This window comes from Nocardia sp. NBC_01009 (genome assembly GCF_045208035.1).
GTDB lineage: Bacteria > Actinomycetota > Actinomycetes > Mycobacteriales > Mycobacteriaceae > Nocardia.
Genome location: NZ_CP108695.1, coordinates 7,941,304 through 7,960,283 on the forward strand (window position 1 = coordinate 7,941,304; position 18,980 = coordinate 7,960,283).

Genomic DNA, 18,980 nt, shown 5'->3' on the forward strand with positions numbered 1-18,980 from the left:
GCGACCCCAGGGCCCGGCGTCACTGTCGAAAGCTGTGCGAAACGCTACCCGATCGTGTCGAATTCGCCCACCGCACGGTCCGAATGTGCTGGTAGGGGCTCGAACCTGCCCGCGGGGATGGTATGGCCATCGAGCGTCAGGGGAATGCGCTCGATGTCCACCCCTCGCCAACCCCGGCGGGCAGCTCGATGGTGTCTCACCCGATGCGGGTGGCTCGGTCGAGCCGAACAGAACAGAATGACAGAAACCGACCGGTAAGGCAAGGCACATTTGTCTCGAATTTTCCGACTGCACAGCGATTTCCAGGCAAAACCCGTGGGTAGCGCGGCACTTGTCGGTGGGCTGCGGTAGAAATCCGGTCAACCGAGAAACGGGGGAACACATGACGCAGAGCCGAGCGGGAGCCGCCCGATGACAGCACCGTGGACCGAGGAACAGGTCAGCGCGCTGGCACCGGACGCGAGCTCGCTGTCGGCCGCACGCAAGCTCGCCGGACGCTGGCACGGCGCGGGGTATCACGACACCGCGCTGTGGGGCCTCTGTAAGGGCAGCGGCGCCAAGCCGTATCAAACGATCGTCGATCTCGCCGGTCCGGCGTACAAGTGCTCGTGTCCCAGTCGCAAGTTCCCGTGCAAACACGCGCTGTCGCTGCTGCTGAGCTGGTCGGGCGGGTCCGTCGAAGAGGCAGCGCAGATCGCCGATTTCGCCGCCGACTGGATCACCGGCCGCGCCACTCGCGCTGCGGCGAAACCTGCTGGTGAAACCGTCGCGCGCACGCCGAATCCGGCCACGGCCGAGCAGCGACGGGTGCGGGTGACCGCGGGGCTGGAGGAACTCGATATCTGGCTCGGCGATCAGGTACGCACCGGGCTCGCCCAGAGCGATCGGTCCTTCGGGGCGTTCGAGGCGATCGCCGCACGGATGGTCGACGCGCAGGCGCCCGGTATCGCCTCGGCGCTGCGGCAACTGCCTGCCACGGTGGTGACCAGCGCGGATTGGCCGGACCTTGTCCTGCGTGAATTCGCGCGGCTACACCTGCTTGTCGCCGCGCATCGTCGCATCGACGACATGTCGCCCGCATTGGCGGCGAGCATCCGCTCCCACATCGGCTATCCCGCACCGGCCGAGAGCGTGCGCGACGAGCCTGCTGTTCGCGACCGCTGGATGGTGCTCGGCGTCCGCACCAGCGAGGAGGAACGGCTCTACACGCGGCGAAGCTGGCTGTACGGCAGGGAAAGCCGGCGCTGGGCGCTGCTCGTCGAGCACTCCTTCGGCACACCGAGCTTCTCCGCGGAGGTGCCCGCCCCCGGCATGATGGCCGACGCGCACCTGCACTACTACCCGGGGGCCGCGCCACTGCGCGCACTGTGGGGCGAACGGCACGGCGCCGCAGAACCATTCACCACCTTCCCGATCGCAGCCGAAGCCGGCAGCATCACCGCCGCGCTCGATGCGCACGCGCGGGCGCTCGGCGCGGATCCGTGGCTGCGGTCGTGGCCGATCCTGCTCACCGACGTCGTACCGGTACCCACCGAAAATGGTTGGTATATAGCGGAATCCGGCGGTGCTGCGGTACCGGTTGTGCCGATCGAGCAGCCGTGGCGGCTACTCGGCGTGTCCGGCGGTCATCCGGTGACACTTGCCGCGGAGTGGACTGCCGATGGCCTTGTCCCGATCTCGGCGTTCACCGCGGGCGAAATCGTCGACGTGAGCGGCCAGGGACTCACCGCCCGCAGCGTCAGGAATTCGGCTGCCACGCAGTCGCCGAACGCCGCAGACCTGACCTCGGTCGCCTTGCTGGGCACCGCGCGTCGGGCCCCGGACCCGGCCCGGCTCGATCCACCGGTCGCGGCCGTGGCGGCCGAGCTGCGCTCCGAGCCTGCACTGCTGCTGCTCGAATCTGCCGCACTGCGTGACACTTTCGCGCGCGGCGGGGTGGCAGCGGGCACCGCAACCCCGCCCGAACCCGCCGAGGACGACACCCGGCGAGTACTGCCGAGGCTTGCGGCCTCCCGGCTGTCGCGCATGGTGGCCGACCGGTCACCGTTTCTGGCGGAATGGTTCGCCGCGGCCGCGCCGTACAACTACCGCGCCCCCGATGCACTGTGCGGACTATTACTGGAACACGCGAAAACGAACGCCGAGCTGCGCGAACCCCTTTTGCGCCTGGCCGGTGCGCGCGGTCGCTGGTTGGCGATACAGCATCCAGAGTGGCGAAACATGTTGCGGCACAGTGTGACAACTCCGGCTGCGGAGGTATGGCAGTTCGGCAGGCCGCCCGAGCGGCGGGACTGGCTCACCGATCTGCGCCGCCGCGACGCGGCCGCCGCGCTGGCGGCGCTGACCGCGGCGTGGCCGAAGGAATCCGGCCCGCTGAAAGCGGAGTTGCTCGCCGTCCTCGCCGAGGGGATTTCGGCGGCCGACGAGGCGCTGCTCGAGACGGCGTTGGACGATCGCCGCGCCGACGTCCGGCGCACCGCCGCCGGACTGCTCACCCTGCTGCCCGACTCGGCGTTCGCCCATCGGATGACGCGGCGCGCGACCCAATGGTTGAACACAATCTGGGCGCCTGCCGAAAACGGCTCGCTCCGTGCGCATCTCACCATCGAGTTGCCCGACGCACTCGACACCGCGGATCACCGGGACGGCATCGCCGACCGTACGGTGGAGTTCACCTACCGGTGGGGAGGCGGACCCGACGTGACCGCGGGCCGCGTCCGCCAGCTCGTCGCCGCGACGCCGCTGACGCACTGGGCGGCGGCGCTGGGTACGCCGAATAATCCGGCCACGCCGGAGCAGGTGACGCAGGCCGGCATCGCCGACCGGTTTCGGCAGCCGGTCTTCGACGGCTGGGTCGATGCCACACTGGCGCAGCACGATCCGGCGTGGGCCCGTGGCCTGTTCAACGCCGGCGTGCCGTCCGATCTCGCCATGCTGCGCCGCCGTGAGCTCTTCGCGCTGCTGCCGCTCGCCGACCGGACCACGCACCTGCTGCAACTGGACGGATCGTGGCTCTCGGAGATCGAGGCACTGTTGCCCGCTATGGGGCACCCGTGGCCGGAACCGTTGGCCCAGCATCTGATTCTGCTGCTGTTCGAGCGTGCGCGCGCCGCGTACCAGCCGCCGGGGACCAACCGCCCCGGCGCACACGGCGCGACGCCGAGCGCACACCGGTCGCTGCTCTCCGCAGCAGCCGCACACCTGCCGCTCGTCGCGGCCGCTGCGGTCACCGTGGTGGCCCGCCGTTGCGACGACCCCGCCTGGGAGCAGGCCTTCAACCAACTCGCCCACGACCTCAACCACCGCTCGATGATGCTCGAGGAGTTGCAGTGACCACCACCACCGTGTCCACCGAAGACACCACACCGGACCTGTTGCGCCCCCACGCCGAACAGGCATACGCCCACGAACTGCGGGCGCTGACCGCCATCGACGACCGCCAGCGCCCGCCCTCGTGGCGGCTCTCGCCCTGGGCGGTGGTCACCTATCTGCTCGGTGGCACGCTCGACGACGGCACCGTGATCACTCCGAAGTACGTCGGCCCGCGCCGACTCATGGAGGTCGCGGTGGCCACCCTGGCAACCGACCGGGCGCTGCTGCTGCTCGGTGTGCCCGGCACCGCCAAAACCTGGGTGTCGGAACATCTTTCGGCTGCTATCTGCGGCGAGTCGACGCTGCTGGTGCAGGGCACCTCCGGCACCGCGGAAGAAGCGATCCGCTACGGCTGGAACTACGCGCGACTGCTGGCAGAAGGGCCGAGCGAAGGCGCGATGGTGGCTTCGCCGGTGATGACCGCGATGAGTCGCGGCGCGATCGCCCGCATCGAAGAGCTCACCCGTATCCCCTCTGATGTGCAGGACGCGCTGATCACCGTGCTGTCGGAGAAGACGCTGCCGGTCCCCGAACTCGGCACCGAGGTGCAAGCCGCCAAGGGCTTCAACGTCATCGCCACCGCCAATGACCGCGACCGCGGCGTCAACGACCTGTCCTCGGCGCTGCGCCGCCGCTTCAATACCGTGGTGCTGCCGCTGCCTGCCAGCGAAGACGACGAGGTCGCCATCGTCACCCGTCGCGTGGAACAACTCGGCTCCGCGCTGGAACTGCCCACCATTCCCGCCGCCGCCGAGGAAGTGCGCCGCGTCGTACGCATCTTCCGGGAACTGCGCTCCGGCATCACCGCCGACGGCCGTACCAAGCTCAAGTCCCCGTCGGGCACCCTGTCCACCGCCGAAGCAATCTCGGTCATCACCAACGGCATCGCCCTGTCCGCACACTTCGGCGACGGCGTCCTGCGCGCCTCCGACATCGCGGGCGCCGTCCTCGGCTCGGTGATCAAGGACCCGGTCTCCGACGCCGTCGTCTGGACCGAATACCTGGAAGCCGTCGTCCGCGAACGCCCCGACTGGTCCGATTTCTACCGCGCCTGCCGCGACGTGAACGGGTGAGCCACACCGCCGAATCGGCGCAGCTCGGTGCTGCGACGGCCGGGATGTGCACACGGACAGAGATATTCGACCCGAGGTAGCAGGGTGACTCACACATACGTCGACACCGATACACACCCGGAAACCACAAGCCACACGGGATGCATCCGCGCATGCGGGCAACCGCACGAAATCGGTGCGCACAGCCCGGCCGGCGCGGCACGGAAACAAGGGGTAGCACCGTGATCCAGACGTATCCAGGCACTGACACCAACGGACACACGGACACGAACGCGCAGGGCGGCGACGCATCGCAGGTCAGCGACGGACCAGTGACCCGAGTATTCGGCATCCGCCATCACGGGCCGGGTTCGGCCAAGTCGCTGCGCGCGGCGTTGGAGGCATTCCGGCCCGATGCGATCCTGATCGAAGGTCCTGCGGATGCCGATCCGCTGGTCGGTTATGTCGCCGCGGACGGGATGGCACCGCCGGTGGCGCTGCTCGCCTATGTGCCGGACACGCCGGCGAAGGCGGCGTTCTGGCCGTATGCGGTGTTCTCTCCGGAGTGGCAGGCGCTGCGGTATGCGGTGGAACACGGTGTGGCCGTGCGGTTCTGCGACCTGCCCGCTACCACCGTGCTCGCCCGCGACGACGAACCCGGTGATCACATCGACCCACTCGCCGAGTTGGCCGCGGCTGCTGGATACGACGACGCCGAACGCTGGTGGGATGCGGTGGTCGAATCGGCAGCCGACTCCACCGCTTTCGACGCGATCACGGAAGCGATGGGGGCAATCCGCGATGCACCCGCCGCAGGAACGCTCGGTGCCCGGACCGACTACAACGGACAACCGACCGAAGACGGCGCACCCGAAAGCGGCTCGGTTGCTGTCGAATCGGAGATCGCGCCACGAGTGCCGGTCGCGATCGACGAGCACACCCTGCGGCGTGAGGCGTACATGCGGCAGACGATGCGCAAGGCGCTCAAGGACGGAGCGCAACGGCTCGCGGTGGTCTGCGGTGCGTGGCATGCGCCCGCGTTGGTCGGCAAGCTCGGACCGGCGGCAGCGGATATGCGGCTGCTCAAGGGGTTGCCGAAGGTGAAGGCCACCGTGACCTGGGTGCCGTGGACGCATTCGCGGCTGGCCTCGGCGTCCGGCTATGGCGCGGGCATTACCTCGCCGGGCTGGTATCACCATCTGTTCACGCAGACCGAGCAGCCCATCGCCCGGTGGCTCACCAAGGTGGCCGGGGTGCTGCGGGCGCATGATCTGCCGGTCTCGAGTGCGCACATCATCGAAGCCGTCCGGCTGGCCGAGACTCTGGCCGTGCTGCGTGATCGTCCGCTTGCCGGCCTTTCCGAGGTCACCGAGGCGGTGCGTTCGGTGATGTGCGCGGGCGAGGAGACGATGGTCCGATTGATCGCCGCCGAACTCGTCGTCGGCGAGGCGCTCGGCGCCGTGCCGGAGGGCACGCCCACCGTGCCGCTCGACGCCGATCTGCGGGCCAAGATCAGAACACTGCGCATGAAGCAGGAGGCCGTGTCGCGGACCCTCGATCTGGACCTGCGCAAAGAACGGGAGGTCGATCGTTCCCGGCTGCTGCATCGGCTGCGCCTGCTCGGCATCGGTTGGGGCACACCGACCGCCGGGGAGGTGCGCAGCACCGGCACCTTCCGGGAAACCTGGACACTGGAATGGCGGCCGGAGTTCGCGGTCTCGATCATCGAGGCCTCCCGCTGGGGCACCACCATCCGCACCGCCGCCGAGTCGAAGATCCTCGATCTGGCCAACCGCGACGGCAGCACCGTCGCCGACCTCACCGCCGCGCTGGAAACGGCACTGCTGGCCGACCTCGGCGGCGCCACCGACGGCCTCATCTCCCGACTGGAATCGGTTGCGGCACTGGACCACGACGTGAGCCACCTGCTCGCCGCCCTGCCAGGTCTGGTCCGCACCCTGCGTTACGGCGATGTGCGCGGCACCGACACCAAGGCGCTCGTCCACGTCGCCGATGGTCTGCTGGTGCGCATCTGTGCGGGCCTCCCCGGCGCCGTCACCGGGCTGGACGCCGACGCCGCCGAGCAACTGCGCAGCCTCCTCGACGCAGCCCACACCGCCATCCACACCAGGGACGACGGCTGGGCCACCAAGGAGTGGCTCGCGGCGCTGCGCCGCCTCGCCGACCGCGACGATGTCCACGGCGCGCTGGTGGGCCGCGCGGTCCGGCTACTCTGCGACGCGGGCATCATCGATGAAACAGAGTCCGCGCGCAGGCTTTCCGCCGCACTGTCGATCGGTAACACCGCCGCTGCGAAGGCCGCCTGGATCGACGGTTTTCTCGGTGGACGCGGTCTCTTGCTCGTCCACGACCGAGAGTTGCTGCGCCTCATCGACGATTGGCTGCGCGAACTCGGCGACGACCAGTTCGTCGAGACACTCCCCCTGCTGCGCCGCACCTTCGGCGCTTTCGAATCGGGAGAACGACGTGCCATCGGCCAGGCCGTCCGCGACGGCGGCGCACTCCGCACCGACAACTCCGACAGCACATCCTTCGACGTGAACCGGGGGCTGATCGCCATGAACACGGTCGCCGAGATTCTGGGGGTCGCCGGATGAAAACCTCAGCACCACAACGATCTCAGGGCACGTGCCTCACTCGCGCCGCCCGAATCACCCCTCGCAGAACCCGGCCCGCTCGCAACACCCGAAGCACCATTCCCAGCACCCAACCCACCCAAACCACGGGCCACACCCCAACGACCGCCCACAAGACCCGAGCCGCGAGCGACACCAGAACCATCGTGAAGCCGCCGGATGAACCCTCGCAGCGGTATGTCCGTCGCGCGAACACCTCCGGCTCGGGCACCAGCACTTCGAACTACGTGACCAGACAAATGCGGACCATCGACTTCCCCGGAGTAACTGGATGAACGACATCGATGAAACACACTCCCGGCGTTGGCGTTTGGTGCTCGGCACCACTGCCGAACCGAGCCTCGGCGGCCTCGGGTCCGGCGATGACCAGGCGATGGACGCAGCATTGTCGGCCCTCTACAACACCGACGACACCACGTCGTCCGGTAAACGTGCGGCGGGCCTCGGCGGCTCGGCGCCGAAAGTCGCTCGCTGGCTCGGGGACATCCGCACCTATTTCCCGTCCACGGTCGTGGAGGTCATGCAGCGCGACGCGGTCGACCGGCTGAACCTGACCCAACTGCTGCTGGAACCCGAGCTGCTGGAAGCAGTCGAGCCCGACGTCCACCTCGTCGGCACGCTGCTGAGTCTCAATGGCGTGATGCCCGAAACCACCAAGGCGACAGCGCGCATGGTGGTGGAGAAGGTCGTCCGCGAGATCGAGCAGCGCATCGCCGCTCACACGCTCGCGGCCGTCTCCGGCGCGCTGAACCGCGCCGCCCGCATCGGCCGCCCACGCCTGCGCGATATCGACTGGGACCGGACCATCCGCAAGAACCTCGCGCACTACCTGCCCGAACACCGCACCGTGGTGCCCGAACGCCTCGTCGGCTACGGCCGCAAAGCCCAGGCGGTGCGCCGTGATGTGGTGCTGGCCATCGACCAATCCGGCTCGATGGCCTCGAGCGTGGTCTACGCATCGGTGTTCGGCGCGGTCCTCGCTTCGATGCGCGCGCTGAAGACGTCCCTGGTCGTCTTCGACACCGAAGTCGTCGACCTCACCGAACAACTCGCCGACCCCGTAGACGTCCTGTTCGGCACCCAGCTCGGCGGCGGCACCGACATCAACCGCGCCATCGCCTACTCCCAGTCACTCATCACCCGCCCCGCAGACACCCTCTTCGTCCTCATCTCCGACCTCTACGAAGGCGGCATCCGCAACGAAATGCTCCGCCGCGTCAACGCCATGAAGGAATCCGGCGTCCAGGTAGTAGTCCTGCTGGCCCTTTCGGATGAAGGAGCCCCCGCCTTCGACCATGACAACGCCGCCGCCCTGGCCGCGCTGGGCGTACCCGCCTTCGCCTGCACGCCCAACAAATTCCCCGACCTCCTGGCATTGGCCCTCGACCGAGGCGACATCCAATCCTGGGCCAACACCAACGCGGGCCAACCCTGACTCCCCCACGCCCGGAACAACACCGAGCGCCTCCTCGAGGTGGCGGCGGCCAAGTCTCGTTCGGTTGTCCTTGCCGAGCGGCACATAGCGGCGGCGGACTCTCGATGTTGCCGCAGTCATGTGACAGCCGTAGGCCAGCCGTCTTCGCCGACTTGGTAGAAGGTGCCGTCCGCATGATGAAGTATCGCGGGGCTGTCGTCGGAGGCGAGGGCGAGCTTGTGAGGAGTGTCCTCGTGAAAAAGGGCGAGTAGTGCCGCTACCGACGGAACAAGTTCCGCTCGCCGGGAATGGATTTCGAACATCCGGCTAGCCCTTCGTACCCGAGGCAGGCAGATCGGACGTGTCGAGTAGAGCGTGCCAGAAATCCTCACGCACCGCGTTCCACAGATCGAGGCAGCCGGGGAAGGCTTCTCGAACCGTCGCCAGATCCGGCGGCGCCAGCTCGTCGAATAACACCAAACCCGGCGCTCCCAGAGGCAACGGTTCCCGGCCCGGCCACCGATAGGCAGGGGAAGCATCGGCCCGATCCTGAACCCGCAGGATGCGAGCCCCCGAACGCACTAGCCGCCAGGTGGCAACCTTCCGGCCATCGGGTGATTCGCTGGTGCGCAACCGTTCTCGGCGCATCACCGCGCCTCCCTGTTCGTGCGCCCGATGCCGGGGGACGCCGCACCCCGGCACCGGGACGATTCGGCGAGCACGGCTGCTCCGCCCACTCACGTAGGGCGTACGCGAAGCGCTCGACCAGCTCGGCCGTCACGCCGACGTATGCGGTTGGTGGCCCGGTGAACGGGTCTCGTTGCGGAAGCTCACTATTCGGCATCTGCCGACCTCCGGGATTCGCCTGCGGCTGGGTGCGCCCGGCCCCTGACAACTCCTGACGAAGGGGAAGGGAGAGTCATCCCGGGCGCACAACCAGCACACCACCCCCACCCCGGGAAGGCCACATATCAACAGGAACTTTCCAGCAAAAACCCATGAAGTTCCATCAGAGATGTCAGTGTGGTTCCAATCGACAACCGAATTCTTGGAGGGGCAAGGATGGCAACCGGTTCCACACTTCCCAGGCGACTGCTCGGTCGCGAACTGCACGGCCTGCGAGAGAACGCGGGCATCACCATGGACGTAGCCAAAGCAGCTATCTCCGTTGGCAAACAGACGATTTGGCGCATGGAGACGGGGCAGCCGGTCAGGCTGCGGTTCATCGACATCGAGCGGCTGTGCCAGGTCTATGGTGCGACACCGGAGAAGACTCAGGTACTACTCGGCCTAACAGAGGAAGCGCAGGGCAAAGGTTGGTGGCACGCATACGGGGATGCGATCCCGAAGCACTTCGATCTGTACGTCGGACTGGAGGATGCTGCCGAGCGATTCAGTTCCTATCACACGAACCTGTTGCCTGGACTGCTGCAGATCCCCGAATACAGACGAGAGGTGATCCGGGCGGAGTTTCCCAACATGGAGACTGGGGAGGTGGAACGTCGAATCGAGCTGGCATCTCGACGACAAGCGCGGTTGAGCAACGACACGAATCCGATTGCTGTCCAGGTTGTTCTGGATGAATTGCCGCTGCATCGCCCGATCGGAGGTCCTTCGGTGATGGCGGCTCAGCTCCATCATCTTGCCGAGATCGGACAGCAGTTGGCGAATGTATCGGTACGGATCGTTCCCGCCGGAGTAGGCACACACCGAGGGTTGCTGGTCGGCCCTTTCGTGCTATTGGACTTTCCACGGCACCCAACTGCGAAGCTTACCGAGCCGCCGGTCGTCTACATCCAGGGCTTCACAGGCGCGCTGTACCTCGAGAAAGCAGACGAGGTACAGCAATACCGAAACGCCTATGCTGACGTTCAGCGCGTGGCAATGGATGAGGATGACAGCCGTCGACTCATCCTTGAGATAGCAAAGGAGTTGACCGGGTGAGCATCGATCTATCTGGGGCCCAGTGGTTCAAGAGCAGCCGCAGCAGTGGCTCTCAAGAATGCGTTGAGGTGGCGTTCCTCAACGGCGGTCACGTTGGCGTCCGAGACTCCAAGAATCCGGCCGGCGCAGCGCTGGTATTCACCCCCAGCGAGTGGGACGCCTTCACCACAGGCGTGAACGACGGCGAGTTCGACCGCCCTTAACCCTCCGCTCACAACGTAAGGCCCCAGCTCATTCATGTTGAGCTGGGGCTTTTCTAGCAGTTGAGACCCACATTCGGACAATCCAACTGCGCATACACGTGCAGCGCGCACCATGAAGTGACAGCGGCAGCGCAAACCTGCCGCGAGAGCTGCACGGGAGTACCAGCATGAATACTGATCTGTCCGAGGCGAAGTGGTTCAAGAGCAGCCGTAGCTCAGGGGGCAAGGAGTGCGTCGAAGTCGCATTCCTCGATCGCGGTCATGTCGGTGTTCGTGACTCGAAGAACCCGACCGGCCCGGCGCTGGTCTTCACCCCCAGCGAGTGGGACGCCTTCACCACAGGCGTGAACGACGGCGAGTTCGACCGCCCTTAACCTTCGCTGACAACGCAAATCCCCAGCTCATTTGTGCTGAGCTGGGGCATTTCTCGCAGTTCGGCCCGCCCGGTCCGGGCAGGCCGCCTGCGTGAGATCGTTCGGCGCGCATCGTTGGGATGACAATGGCGGCCGCTCGCGGAGGCCCCGAACTCCGCTGAATCTCTACCAACCGGTCTTGGCCCTGGACTACACGAATCCGGTCCCGGGCCAACAACTGCACAGCCGACACAGAGCCGACGGTCAGTACCCCGCCGACAAACTCACCATGCCTTTGATCGCGTCGATGAACTTATAGCGCATCCCATGATGGCATCGAGAGCACCCACGCCGAACCCCTTTCGAGACTGGTCAACAAAATCGGACAGCCGAGTGTCCGGCCCGCGTCGATATCGGTACGCGGGCACATGATCTCAGTTGTGTGACAGTCGGTCACACAACCGGCGGCGCGATCATCTGGTGATGGCCACTGTCGATTCCACCGGGCCCATCACGCCCCAGGCGGTCGCCGATTCCGGCACCACGAGCGGGTGTATCGCCGCCGCTGCCGCGAGCAGTGTGATCGCGACGATGGCGTCGAGCCAGTAGTGGTTACCGGTGCCGACCACCACCAGGGTGGTGATCACCGGATGCGCCAATGCCAGCCAGCGCCATGGGGTTCGGGTCGCGGCGACCACGGCGAAGGCGAGCAGCAGCGCCCATCCGACATGCAGTGACGGCATCGCCGCGAACTGATTCGACAGGCCGCCGGAATCGGGTGCGCCGTAGACCGATTGGCCGTGGACGGCGGCGAGGTCGACGAATCCGTACTGCGGCAGCATGCGCGGCGGCGCGAGTGGCATCAGCACATGCACCACCAGCGCGCCGCCGGTCAGCGCCACCATCAAGTTGCGGGTCCACCGGTAATGCTCGGGCCGGAAAGTCCACAGCCACAACAGCACCGCGACCGCGACGGTGAAATGCGCGGTGGCGTAATAAAAATTCGCGGGCACCGCGAGAAAACTCCGGTCGACGAAGATCGCCTGCACGGTCGTCTCCTCCGGCAGTCCGAGCCGGTCTTCGAAACCGAGTATGGCGTGCGCATTGCCCATCGCATGCATCGTGTCGTCGGCGGTGAACATGCGACCGACCCGATAGGCCAGATACAACACGGTGGTCAGCGCGAGCTGCCCGATCGCCTCACCGCCCCTGCCGTGCACAGCGGCCCGCACCCGTTCGGCCCTTTCGGCGAGCGCCGGCGGAAAACTCACGCCGGGACCACCGAAACCCACTGCCACCATCGCCAGCGGCTCCCTTCCTCATCGAAGCAGGCCACCATCTACAATTAAGCGGAGTAGCAACCTCCGCTTACCGTAGCATCACTATCTGCTTCGATTCACCGCTGTGTGACCGGAGAGACAAAGTTCCGGTCCTGGTGCGAAGCCCAGCGCATCAGCTACGTGGTGGCCGTGCCACGCAACCAGACCATTACGGTCACCGCGGGCTGCACCCGCGCCGATCACCTTGTCGCACAAGCGCCTTCGGATGCTGGAAGCGATTCAGCTGCGGTGCGGGAGCGAAGGGACCACGCAAGTTCGACTGGGCGGTGGCCTCGCTGCTGGCCGCTGCGTGGACCACTACCGCGGGCTGGAGCGGGTGGCTGCTGGCGCGCCGGGCACTGACACCCAACAGCAAAGGCGAGCTCGAAGTCGCCTGCTACCTGCGCTGCGCACCCAACGGCACCTCCGACGACGAACTCATCCGCGTCGCCGGCACCACTAAGCGCCGTTCGACGGAATGACCGCAGCCGATCCCTGGTCGGCGTGCCGCACGTGAGCCGGCGGGAGGATCTCCTACCCCGAACCCACCGTGCCGCAACCGGTTCCCGGCTCATACGGTGAGGGTGACGTCCGCTCCGCTGAACAGCAGGTCGGGCTTGCGTGCGCTCGCCGATGTCACCTCTTCCGACAGACGCGCCCGTGGCGCGAGTTCGCGCAACTCACGCAGGAACACCTCGATCGCCAGGTTGGCCAGTTGCTTACCGGGGCAGACGTGCTTGCCGAACCCGAAGGTCAGCGGCAGCTTGCCGCCACCACGCAGATCCAGCGGGTTCTGGAATGCCGCCGGATCGCGATTGGCGGCGGCGAACATGACCAGCACGGGCCCCGCCGCGAGTTCCGTGCCGCTGCGCAGAGTCATCGGTCGGACCGCGCGACGTTTCCATGCCACCAGGCCGGGGTCTAGTTGGAGCACCTTGACGGCGACCTGCGCGGCGGTGTTCTGATCCGCGAGCAGATCCCACCACTCCCGGCCCGGGTCACTCAGCAATCGCTGCACTCCCTGCTGAATGCTGCCACTCACGGTGTGCACGCCTGCCGCAAGGGAATTCGCCATGGCGGACACGGCGACGCGACGGGGAACGCCCGCGTCGCGCAGGCGGCTCGCGAAGCCGGTCACCCGGTGGCGCCGGCTGCGCTCGACGGTCTGGCCGCTCACCGTGAACAGCTGGCCGAGCGCCCCTACCGCCTCGGCCAGTTCGCGGCCACGCATCCGACGGCCGAGCAGCCCGGATTGCGCACCGCTCCACACCGCCACCTGCGGCCAGTCCGCTGAGGGCAGGCCGACGGCGGCACCGCCGACGCGCGCGGCGTAGGCGATCGACAGTGCCGTCACGTCCAGCCGCGACACGATCCCCTTATCGAGGCCATGCAGCGCATGGTGAAAGTGCTCCACCATGGCCTCGATCCGCTGTGGCCGCTCGTCCCGCGAAATCGTGAAATGCCCTGCCGGACCGGCCATGGTGTCCCACACCTGTTTGTGCAAGGTGTCGTCGGTCAGGTTTGCGGTCGCCTTGGCAGGCAGTGGAACCAGGTGCCGGAAGAAATGCGGAATCGCCCGTGGTGTGCCCGCGATTCGCGGGAATCCCACCAGTGGATCAAGCGAATTCCTGTTGGAGAGGGCGGGATCGGCCGCCTCCAGTACGTCGCGCACGTCGTCGTACTTCCAGATCATCCGCAGACCGGAGGAATGGAGATAGGTCGGATCAGGCCAGTCGTGCAGGCGCTCGTACCGTTCATCGCGTTCCTTGAACGACAACTCATTCGAAGTTTGCTCCGCAAACGGAAATTCCGGGACCATCCTGTGCACCTGCCGACCATCAAGTACCGCCGCAACCCGCACGATGCTACGTGGTCGCTATGTCGATGTCGCCGATGAGGACAGTGATCAGTGAATCGAGTGCACCGGCACCGCCCGGTGTTTCGGCCATCAGATGCCGGGCGGCGCTGGCGAATTGCAGCTGACTCTCCTGGATCCGGGACACGGTCTGTTCGTTCGCGTTCATCCGCGCCGTGATGTCGCGGCGGTGCTGGTAGATCTGATGTGTTACTCGGCCGAGACTGCGGCGACGCGGCGGTGGCGCGTCCATCCGCGGACGCCGATGGCCAGGGGCGCCAAGACGGTGAGGAACCCGGACACGGGCTCGAATACGAGACCGAACGCAGTGAGAACAGCGGTTGCGGCGAGGATCGGCGCTGGCACGTAGCCGCGGGTTCGCTCCGTATCGATCACGGCGATCCCGAAGCAGACGGCGGCAACTCCGAACGCGGTGAACCAGAACGAGAGCTCGGCCTGCTCGACACCGGCCGCCCATATGGCAACGCCGAGCGTGGTGTGGGCCGATCCGATGAAGACGAGCAGTGCGCCTGTGAGCGGGAACCTAGTTTTTGAATCCACATTCAGAAACCTTGCCTTAAGCTGTCCCGCGTGGCAAGACCCCGGCGATTCACCGATGATCAGGTCCTCGACGCGGCGCGCGATCTGCTCGCCGATCCGGCGACGACCCGGCCGAGCATCGCCGCGATCAGCGCCGCCTCCGGCATCCACACCGGGTCGATCTACGTGCGCTTCGCCTCCCGCGAAGAGTTGCTCGCCCGGCTGTGGCTGCGCTCGATCCGGCGCTTCCAGATCGGGATCATCGCCGCCCTCTCCGGGCCCGACCCGCTACTTGCCGCCGCGATGTACCTGACGCGGTACTGCCGTGAGCACCCCACCGAAGCCCGCGCGATGAAGATGTTCCGGCGCAACGAACTGCTCGAAGTGGGCACTGAGGAACTGCGCGCCGATATCGCCGCGGTCAACGACCGAATGGACGCGGCGCTGCGCGCCGCCGTCGTCGCGGAGTTCGGCGGCGCCGATGAGCACCGCATGGCGATCGCGGTGGCCGCCGTCAAAGCCATTCCCTACGGGCTCGTCCGCGAGTACATCGCGGGCGCGGTGCCCATTCCGGACTGGGTCGACGACGTCACCGCCACCGCGACGGCCGCCGTTGTCCACAAGTTACGCCCGACCGGCCGTTAGATCTGCCAGTACCGAGTGCCATTGCGGTACTGAGTGACACCGGCCGTCAGGGCGAAAAGCCCTACAGATCCGCAATGGCCGCCAGAGGCGGTGTGCGCGCCGCTCGGATGCCGGGCCACAGGGCCGCGAGGATGCCGACGACAGCCGAGCACACCAGGACGAGCACCAGTTGATTCCACGGGATCGCGATCTGATCGATGCCCAGGTCGCGCAGGGTGCGCAAGAATCCGACGCCGAGACCGAGGCCGAGCAGCATGCCGACGATCGCGCCGAACACCGCGATCAACATCGATTCCAGATAGATGGTCCTGCGCACCTGGGCACGCTGCATTCCGACCGCGCGCAGCATGCCGATCTCGCGACGTCGCTCCACCACCGACAACGCCAAGGTATTGACGATGCCGAGGATCGCGATCACCACCGCGAGCGCGAGCAGGCCGTAGAGGATCGCGAGCAACGTGTTGATCTGCTTGCCCTGCGCGCCCTTGAACTCCTCCGGGTCCTGGACCTGAACGACCACGAATTGCTCGGTCGCCTTTTCCAGGTCGGTGCGCATCTCGGTGAGGTCCGCGCCGGGCTTGGCCTTGATCAGCATCAGGAAATTGGTGCGGAAGTTGATCGGCATGGTCTCGTCGTACAGCTTGGGCGAGACCACCATCGGGCCGAGCAGCGGCGTCTTCTTGTAGATGCCCGTCACGGTCAGCTGAATCTTCTTCCCGTCCAGACTGACCACGGTGACCTGATTCCCGACCTTCCAACCCCGCTCGTCGGCCTCGTCCTCCGAGACCAGCATGTCGTGGTCGCCGAGGGTGTCGGTGCCGCGAATCACGTCGTAATTCAGCACTCGGTCGAGCGGCCCGTCCGGCGAGGTGCCGATGAGCTGATCGTCGCCGACCTTCAGGCCGACGCCCCGAATCCCGACCACATCGGCCACCTGCGGCACCGACTTGCGCACCGCGTCGCCCGCGCCGAGCGGCACCCCGATCAGCTGCGGCCCGGCCAGCACGTAGTCGGCCTTCACACCCTTGTCGACCAGCACGCTCACACTCGCCTTCGCCGATGCGCCGAGCATGCCGATCGCGGTCACCAGCATCAGCCCGAGGGTGAGCGCGAAAGCCGTTGCGGCCGTTCGGCGCGGATTGCGGGCGGCGTTGTTGCGCGCCATCCGCCCGATCGACCCGAACGGGCGAATCAGCACACCGAGCACCGCGACCACCGGCCGCGACACCGCAGGCGCGGCGAGCAGTACGGCCAAGATCAGCGCCAGCGCACCGATGCCCACCGTCAACGCGGCATTGCCGCCGGTGGATCGCGCACCGATCACCACGAGGACCACGCCTGCCACCGCAAGCACCGCACCACACAGGGTGCGCACCCGCAAGGAGTCACCGGCAGAAGCGAATTCCTCCCGCATCGCCTCGACGGGCGGGATTTTCGCGGCCCGCCGTGCGGGCGCATATGCGCTCACCAAGGTGACCAGCAGTCCGACGAGCATGCCGACCACGATCGTGCGCGGCCGCACCGCCATCGAACCGGTCGGCAAGCCGAGATCGAAAGCATTGAGCAGCGCGGAAAGTCCGAACGCCAGACCGATGCCGCCCGCCAAACCGATGGCGCTGCCGATCAATCCGATGACGAAGGCCTCCGCAACCACCGAACGCCCGACCTGCTGCCTGCTTGCTCCCACCGCCCGCAGCAGTGCCAATTCGCGCAGCCGCTGGGCCACGATCATCGAGAAGGTGTTGTAGATGATGAACGTGCCGACGATCAGCGCGATCGCACCGAAGGCGAGCAGGAAGTAATTGATGAAGTTCAGCGCGTTGGAGATTTCCTTCTTCAGATCGGCGCGCACCTGCTCGCCGTTCTGCACCTTGTAGTCCTTCAAGGTGGTCGACAGCTGGTCGCGCAGTTGGTCGCCCGGAATGCCCGCGGCGGCGATGTCGACGTAGGCGACGTGGGTGCCGTCGGTGAACAGCTTGCGCGCCTGGGTGTCGTCGAACAGCAGCCCGATGAAGCCGCCGGTATCGGAGGGCACCTGGTAGATGCCGCTCACCGTGACGTCGATGGGTGGACCGTGCGACGGGATGAGGATCTTGGTCTTGTCCCCCACCTTCAGGCCGGCGCGTTCCGCGCCACCGGTGTTGATGGCCATCTCGCCTTCGCGCGCGGGCGGGGCGCCCTCGACGAATGTGTCCGGTTCGGCGACCGCCTTGTCCGGCGGCAGATACGACCGCCCGAAGGTGGGCGCGCCACCGGTCTGCACGGCCTTCTTGCCGTCCGGATACAGCAGCACCACAGGACCGTTCACGCTCGGCGCGACGGCCCGGACCCCGGCTGTCCCGGCGATCTGGTCCACCACGCTCTGCGGAACGCCCAGGGCCTGCCGTTCCTTGGGACTCACCCGAACATCGACGCCCTTGGCCTGATTGGCGAAGATCCCATCGAAGGTGCGCTGCAGGGTGTCGGTGAACACGAACGAGCCCGCGATGAACGCGGTGCCGAGCACCACCGAGAGCACAGTCAGCGCCAAACGCACCTTGTGCGCGGCGAGATTGCGCAAGGCCACCTTGCGCATCGGACTACCGGCCATTACTGCTGCCCCTGCCTCGTGTGGGAGACCGAGCAGGCTCCGCTCACCGCGGCGCGACCATGTTTCATCGCGCCGACATCTGTCTTGTGGAACACCGGCAACCGGCGGACCCCGCCCAGCTCTGCGTGCTCGCGTCGCATCTCGCAGGCCCCGGTGAGTCGCGGAGCGTCCGGCAGGCTCGGCTCAGCGCCGCGTGACTGTCTCCCCCTCACGCCTGCTCCAGTGCCTTCATCTTGTCGAGCACCGATTCCGCGGTGGGATCGCGCAGCTCGTCGACGATCCGTCCGTCGGCGAGGAAGATCACTCGGTCGGCGTAGCCCGCGGCGTGCGGTTCGTGGGTGACGATGACGACCGTCTGCCCGAATTCGTCCACCGCGGCCCGCAGGATGTTCAGCACCTCCTCGGAGGCACGCGAGTCGAGATTGCCGGTCGGTTCGTCACCGAAGATGATCTCCGGCTTGCCCGCGAGCGCACGCGCACACGCAACCCGCTGCTGTTGTCCGCCCGACAGCTCGCTGGGCCGATGGGTGAGCCGGTCGGTCAGCCCGAGCCGCTCGAGCACCGTGTCCAGCCAGTCCTGGTCCGGCTTGCGGCCTGCGATGTCCAGCGGCAACGTGATGTTCTCCAGCGCCGTCAGCGTCGGCACCAGGTTGAACGCCTGGAACACGAAGCCGATCCGGTCGCGCCGCAGCCGGGTCATCTCCTTGTCCGACAGTCCCGGCAGATCGGTGTCGCCGATCCGCACGGTTCCAGAGCTGGCGCCGTCCAGACCTGCCAGGCAGTGCATCAGCGTCGACTTGCCGGAGCCCGACGGCCCCATGATCGCGGTGAACTCTCCCTTCGCGAACTCGACCGATACGCCGTCCAGCGCCCTGACCTGCGTATCTCCCGACCCGTAGACCTTCATCAGGTCGATGGCACGGGCCGCGATATCGGTCGGAACCGCGGTTTCGGCGGTGTCGGTAGCCACAGCGTGCGAAGTCATGCAGTCCAGTCTGTCTGCGATCGCGCGACCGCGCCATCGGGGAGAACCCCG

Annotated in this window: 16 protein-coding genes; 9 read left to right on the forward strand and 7 right to left on the reverse strand. The window is 66.8% G+C overall.

Features of this window, described 5'->3' with window-relative positions:
- Window positions 1–411: 411 nt before the first annotated feature.
- From OHA42_RS35925 to OHA42_RS35940, 4 genes are all read left to right on the forward strand, one after another.
- On the forward strand, window positions 412–3,333 hold the full coding sequence (locus tag OHA42_RS35925; protein ID WP_406232606.1) for a DUF5691 domain-containing protein: 2,922 nt from the start codon (window positions 412–414) through the stop codon (window positions 3,331–3,333).
- The gene (locus OHA42_RS35930; protein ID WP_406232608.1) at window positions 3,330–4,445 is read left to right on the forward strand and encodes an AAA family ATPase; all 1,116 of its coding nucleotides are present in this window, start codon (window positions 3,330–3,332) and stop codon (window positions 4,443–4,445) included. Before OHA42_RS35925 ends, OHA42_RS35930 begins: the two co-directional genes overlap by 4 nt.
- Before the next feature lie 311 nt (window positions 4,446–4,756).
- Window positions 4,757–7,042 carry a DUF5682 family protein gene (locus OHA42_RS35935; RefSeq protein WP_406239840.1) on the forward strand — a complete coding sequence of 762 codons (2,286 nt, stop codon included), beginning with the start codon at window positions 4,757–4,759 and terminating at the stop codon, window positions 7,040–7,042.
- Window positions 7,043–7,352: 310 nt separating this feature from the next.
- Complete coding sequence (locus tag OHA42_RS35940) at window positions 7,353–8,516, forward strand: VWA domain-containing protein (RefSeq protein ID WP_406232609.1); 1,164 nt, start codon at window positions 7,353–7,355, stop codon at window positions 8,514–8,516.
- 306 nt (window positions 8,517–8,822) lie between these two features.
- Here OHA42_RS35940 and OHA42_RS35945 read toward each other — a convergent pair whose 3' ends face one another.
- Window positions 8,823–9,146 (reverse strand): hypothetical protein, encoded by a 324-nt coding sequence (locus OHA42_RS35945; protein WP_406232611.1) that lies wholly within the window; start codon window positions 9,144–9,146, stop codon window positions 8,823–8,825.
- Between the two features lie 411 nt (window positions 9,147–9,557).
- On the opposite strand from OHA42_RS35945, the gene OHA42_RS35950 reads away from it, so the two are divergent.
- The 3 genes from OHA42_RS35950 to OHA42_RS35960 all read left to right on the forward strand — a co-directional run bounded on the left by OHA42_RS35950 (window position 9,558) and on the right by OHA42_RS35960 (window position 11,016).
- Window positions 9,558–10,439, forward strand: a complete 882-nt coding sequence (locus tag OHA42_RS35950; RefSeq protein ID WP_406232612.1) for a helix-turn-helix domain-containing protein — start codon at window positions 9,558–9,560, stop codon at window positions 10,437–10,439.
- On the forward strand, window positions 10,436–10,642 hold the full coding sequence (locus OHA42_RS35955; RefSeq protein ID WP_406232614.1) for a DUF397 domain-containing protein: 207 nt from the start codon (window positions 10,436–10,438) through the stop codon (window positions 10,640–10,642). The genes OHA42_RS35950 and OHA42_RS35955 overlap by 4 nt, the downstream gene beginning before the upstream one ends.
- Before the next feature lie 167 nt (window positions 10,643–10,809).
- Entirely contained in the window at window positions 10,810–11,016 is a 207-nt protein-coding gene (locus OHA42_RS35960) for a DUF397 domain-containing protein (protein ID WP_406232615.1), read from the forward strand.
- A 452-nt stretch (window positions 11,017–11,468) separates the two neighbouring features.
- On the opposite strand, the gene OHA42_RS35965 is transcribed toward OHA42_RS35960, so the two are convergent.
- A complete protein-coding gene (locus OHA42_RS35965) occupies window positions 11,469–12,296 on the reverse strand; it encodes a phosphatase PAP2 family protein (RefSeq protein ID WP_406232617.1) in 828 nt (275 codons plus the stop codon).
- Window positions 12,297–12,601: 305 nt separating this feature from the next.
- Between OHA42_RS35965 and OHA42_RS35970 the strand changes: the two genes are divergently transcribed.
- Window positions 12,602–12,796, forward strand: a complete 195-nt coding sequence (locus OHA42_RS35970) for a hypothetical protein (RefSeq protein WP_406232619.1) — start codon at window positions 12,602–12,604, stop codon at window positions 12,794–12,796.
- A gap of 89 nt (window positions 12,797–12,885) precedes the next feature.
- On the opposite strand, the gene OHA42_RS35975 is transcribed toward OHA42_RS35970, so the two are convergent.
- Genes OHA42_RS35975 through OHA42_RS35985 form a run of 3 tightly spaced genes read right to left on the reverse strand, consistent with a single transcriptional unit; the run spans window position 12,886 to window position 14,730 of the window.
- On the reverse strand, window positions 12,886–14,133 hold the full coding sequence (locus tag OHA42_RS35975; RefSeq protein ID WP_406232621.1) for a hypothetical protein: 1,248 nt from the start codon (window positions 14,131–14,133) through the stop codon (window positions 12,886–12,888).
- 46 nt (window positions 14,134–14,179) lie between these two features.
- Entirely contained in the window at window positions 14,180–14,338 is a 159-nt protein-coding gene (locus OHA42_RS35980) for a hypothetical protein (RefSeq protein ID WP_406232623.1), read from the reverse strand.
- 41 nt (window positions 14,339–14,379) lie between these two features.
- Complete coding sequence (locus OHA42_RS35985) at window positions 14,380–14,730, reverse strand: DUF6463 family protein (RefSeq protein ID WP_406232625.1); 351 nt, start codon at window positions 14,728–14,730, stop codon at window positions 14,380–14,382.
- Between the two features lie 30 nt (window positions 14,731–14,760).
- Between OHA42_RS35985 and OHA42_RS35990 the strand changes: the two genes are divergently transcribed.
- Window positions 14,761–15,354 (forward strand): TetR/AcrR family transcriptional regulator, encoded by a 594-nt coding sequence (locus OHA42_RS35990; RefSeq protein WP_406232627.1) that lies wholly within the window; start codon window positions 14,761–14,763, stop codon window positions 15,352–15,354.
- Between the two features lie 61 nt (window positions 15,355–15,415).
- Here the strand turns inward: OHA42_RS35990 and OHA42_RS35995 are convergent, their stop codons facing one another.
- Both OHA42_RS35995 and OHA42_RS36000 read right to left on the reverse strand, forming a co-directional pair.
- A complete protein-coding gene (locus tag OHA42_RS35995) occupies window positions 15,416–17,944 on the reverse strand; it encodes an ABC transporter permease (protein ID WP_406232629.1) in 2,529 nt (842 codons plus the stop codon).
- A gap of 208 nt (window positions 17,945–18,152) precedes the next feature.
- Entirely contained in the window at window positions 18,153–18,929 is a 777-nt protein-coding gene (locus OHA42_RS36000; RefSeq protein WP_406232631.1) for an ABC transporter ATP-binding protein, read from the reverse strand.
- Window positions 18,930–18,980: the final 51 nt, after the last annotated feature.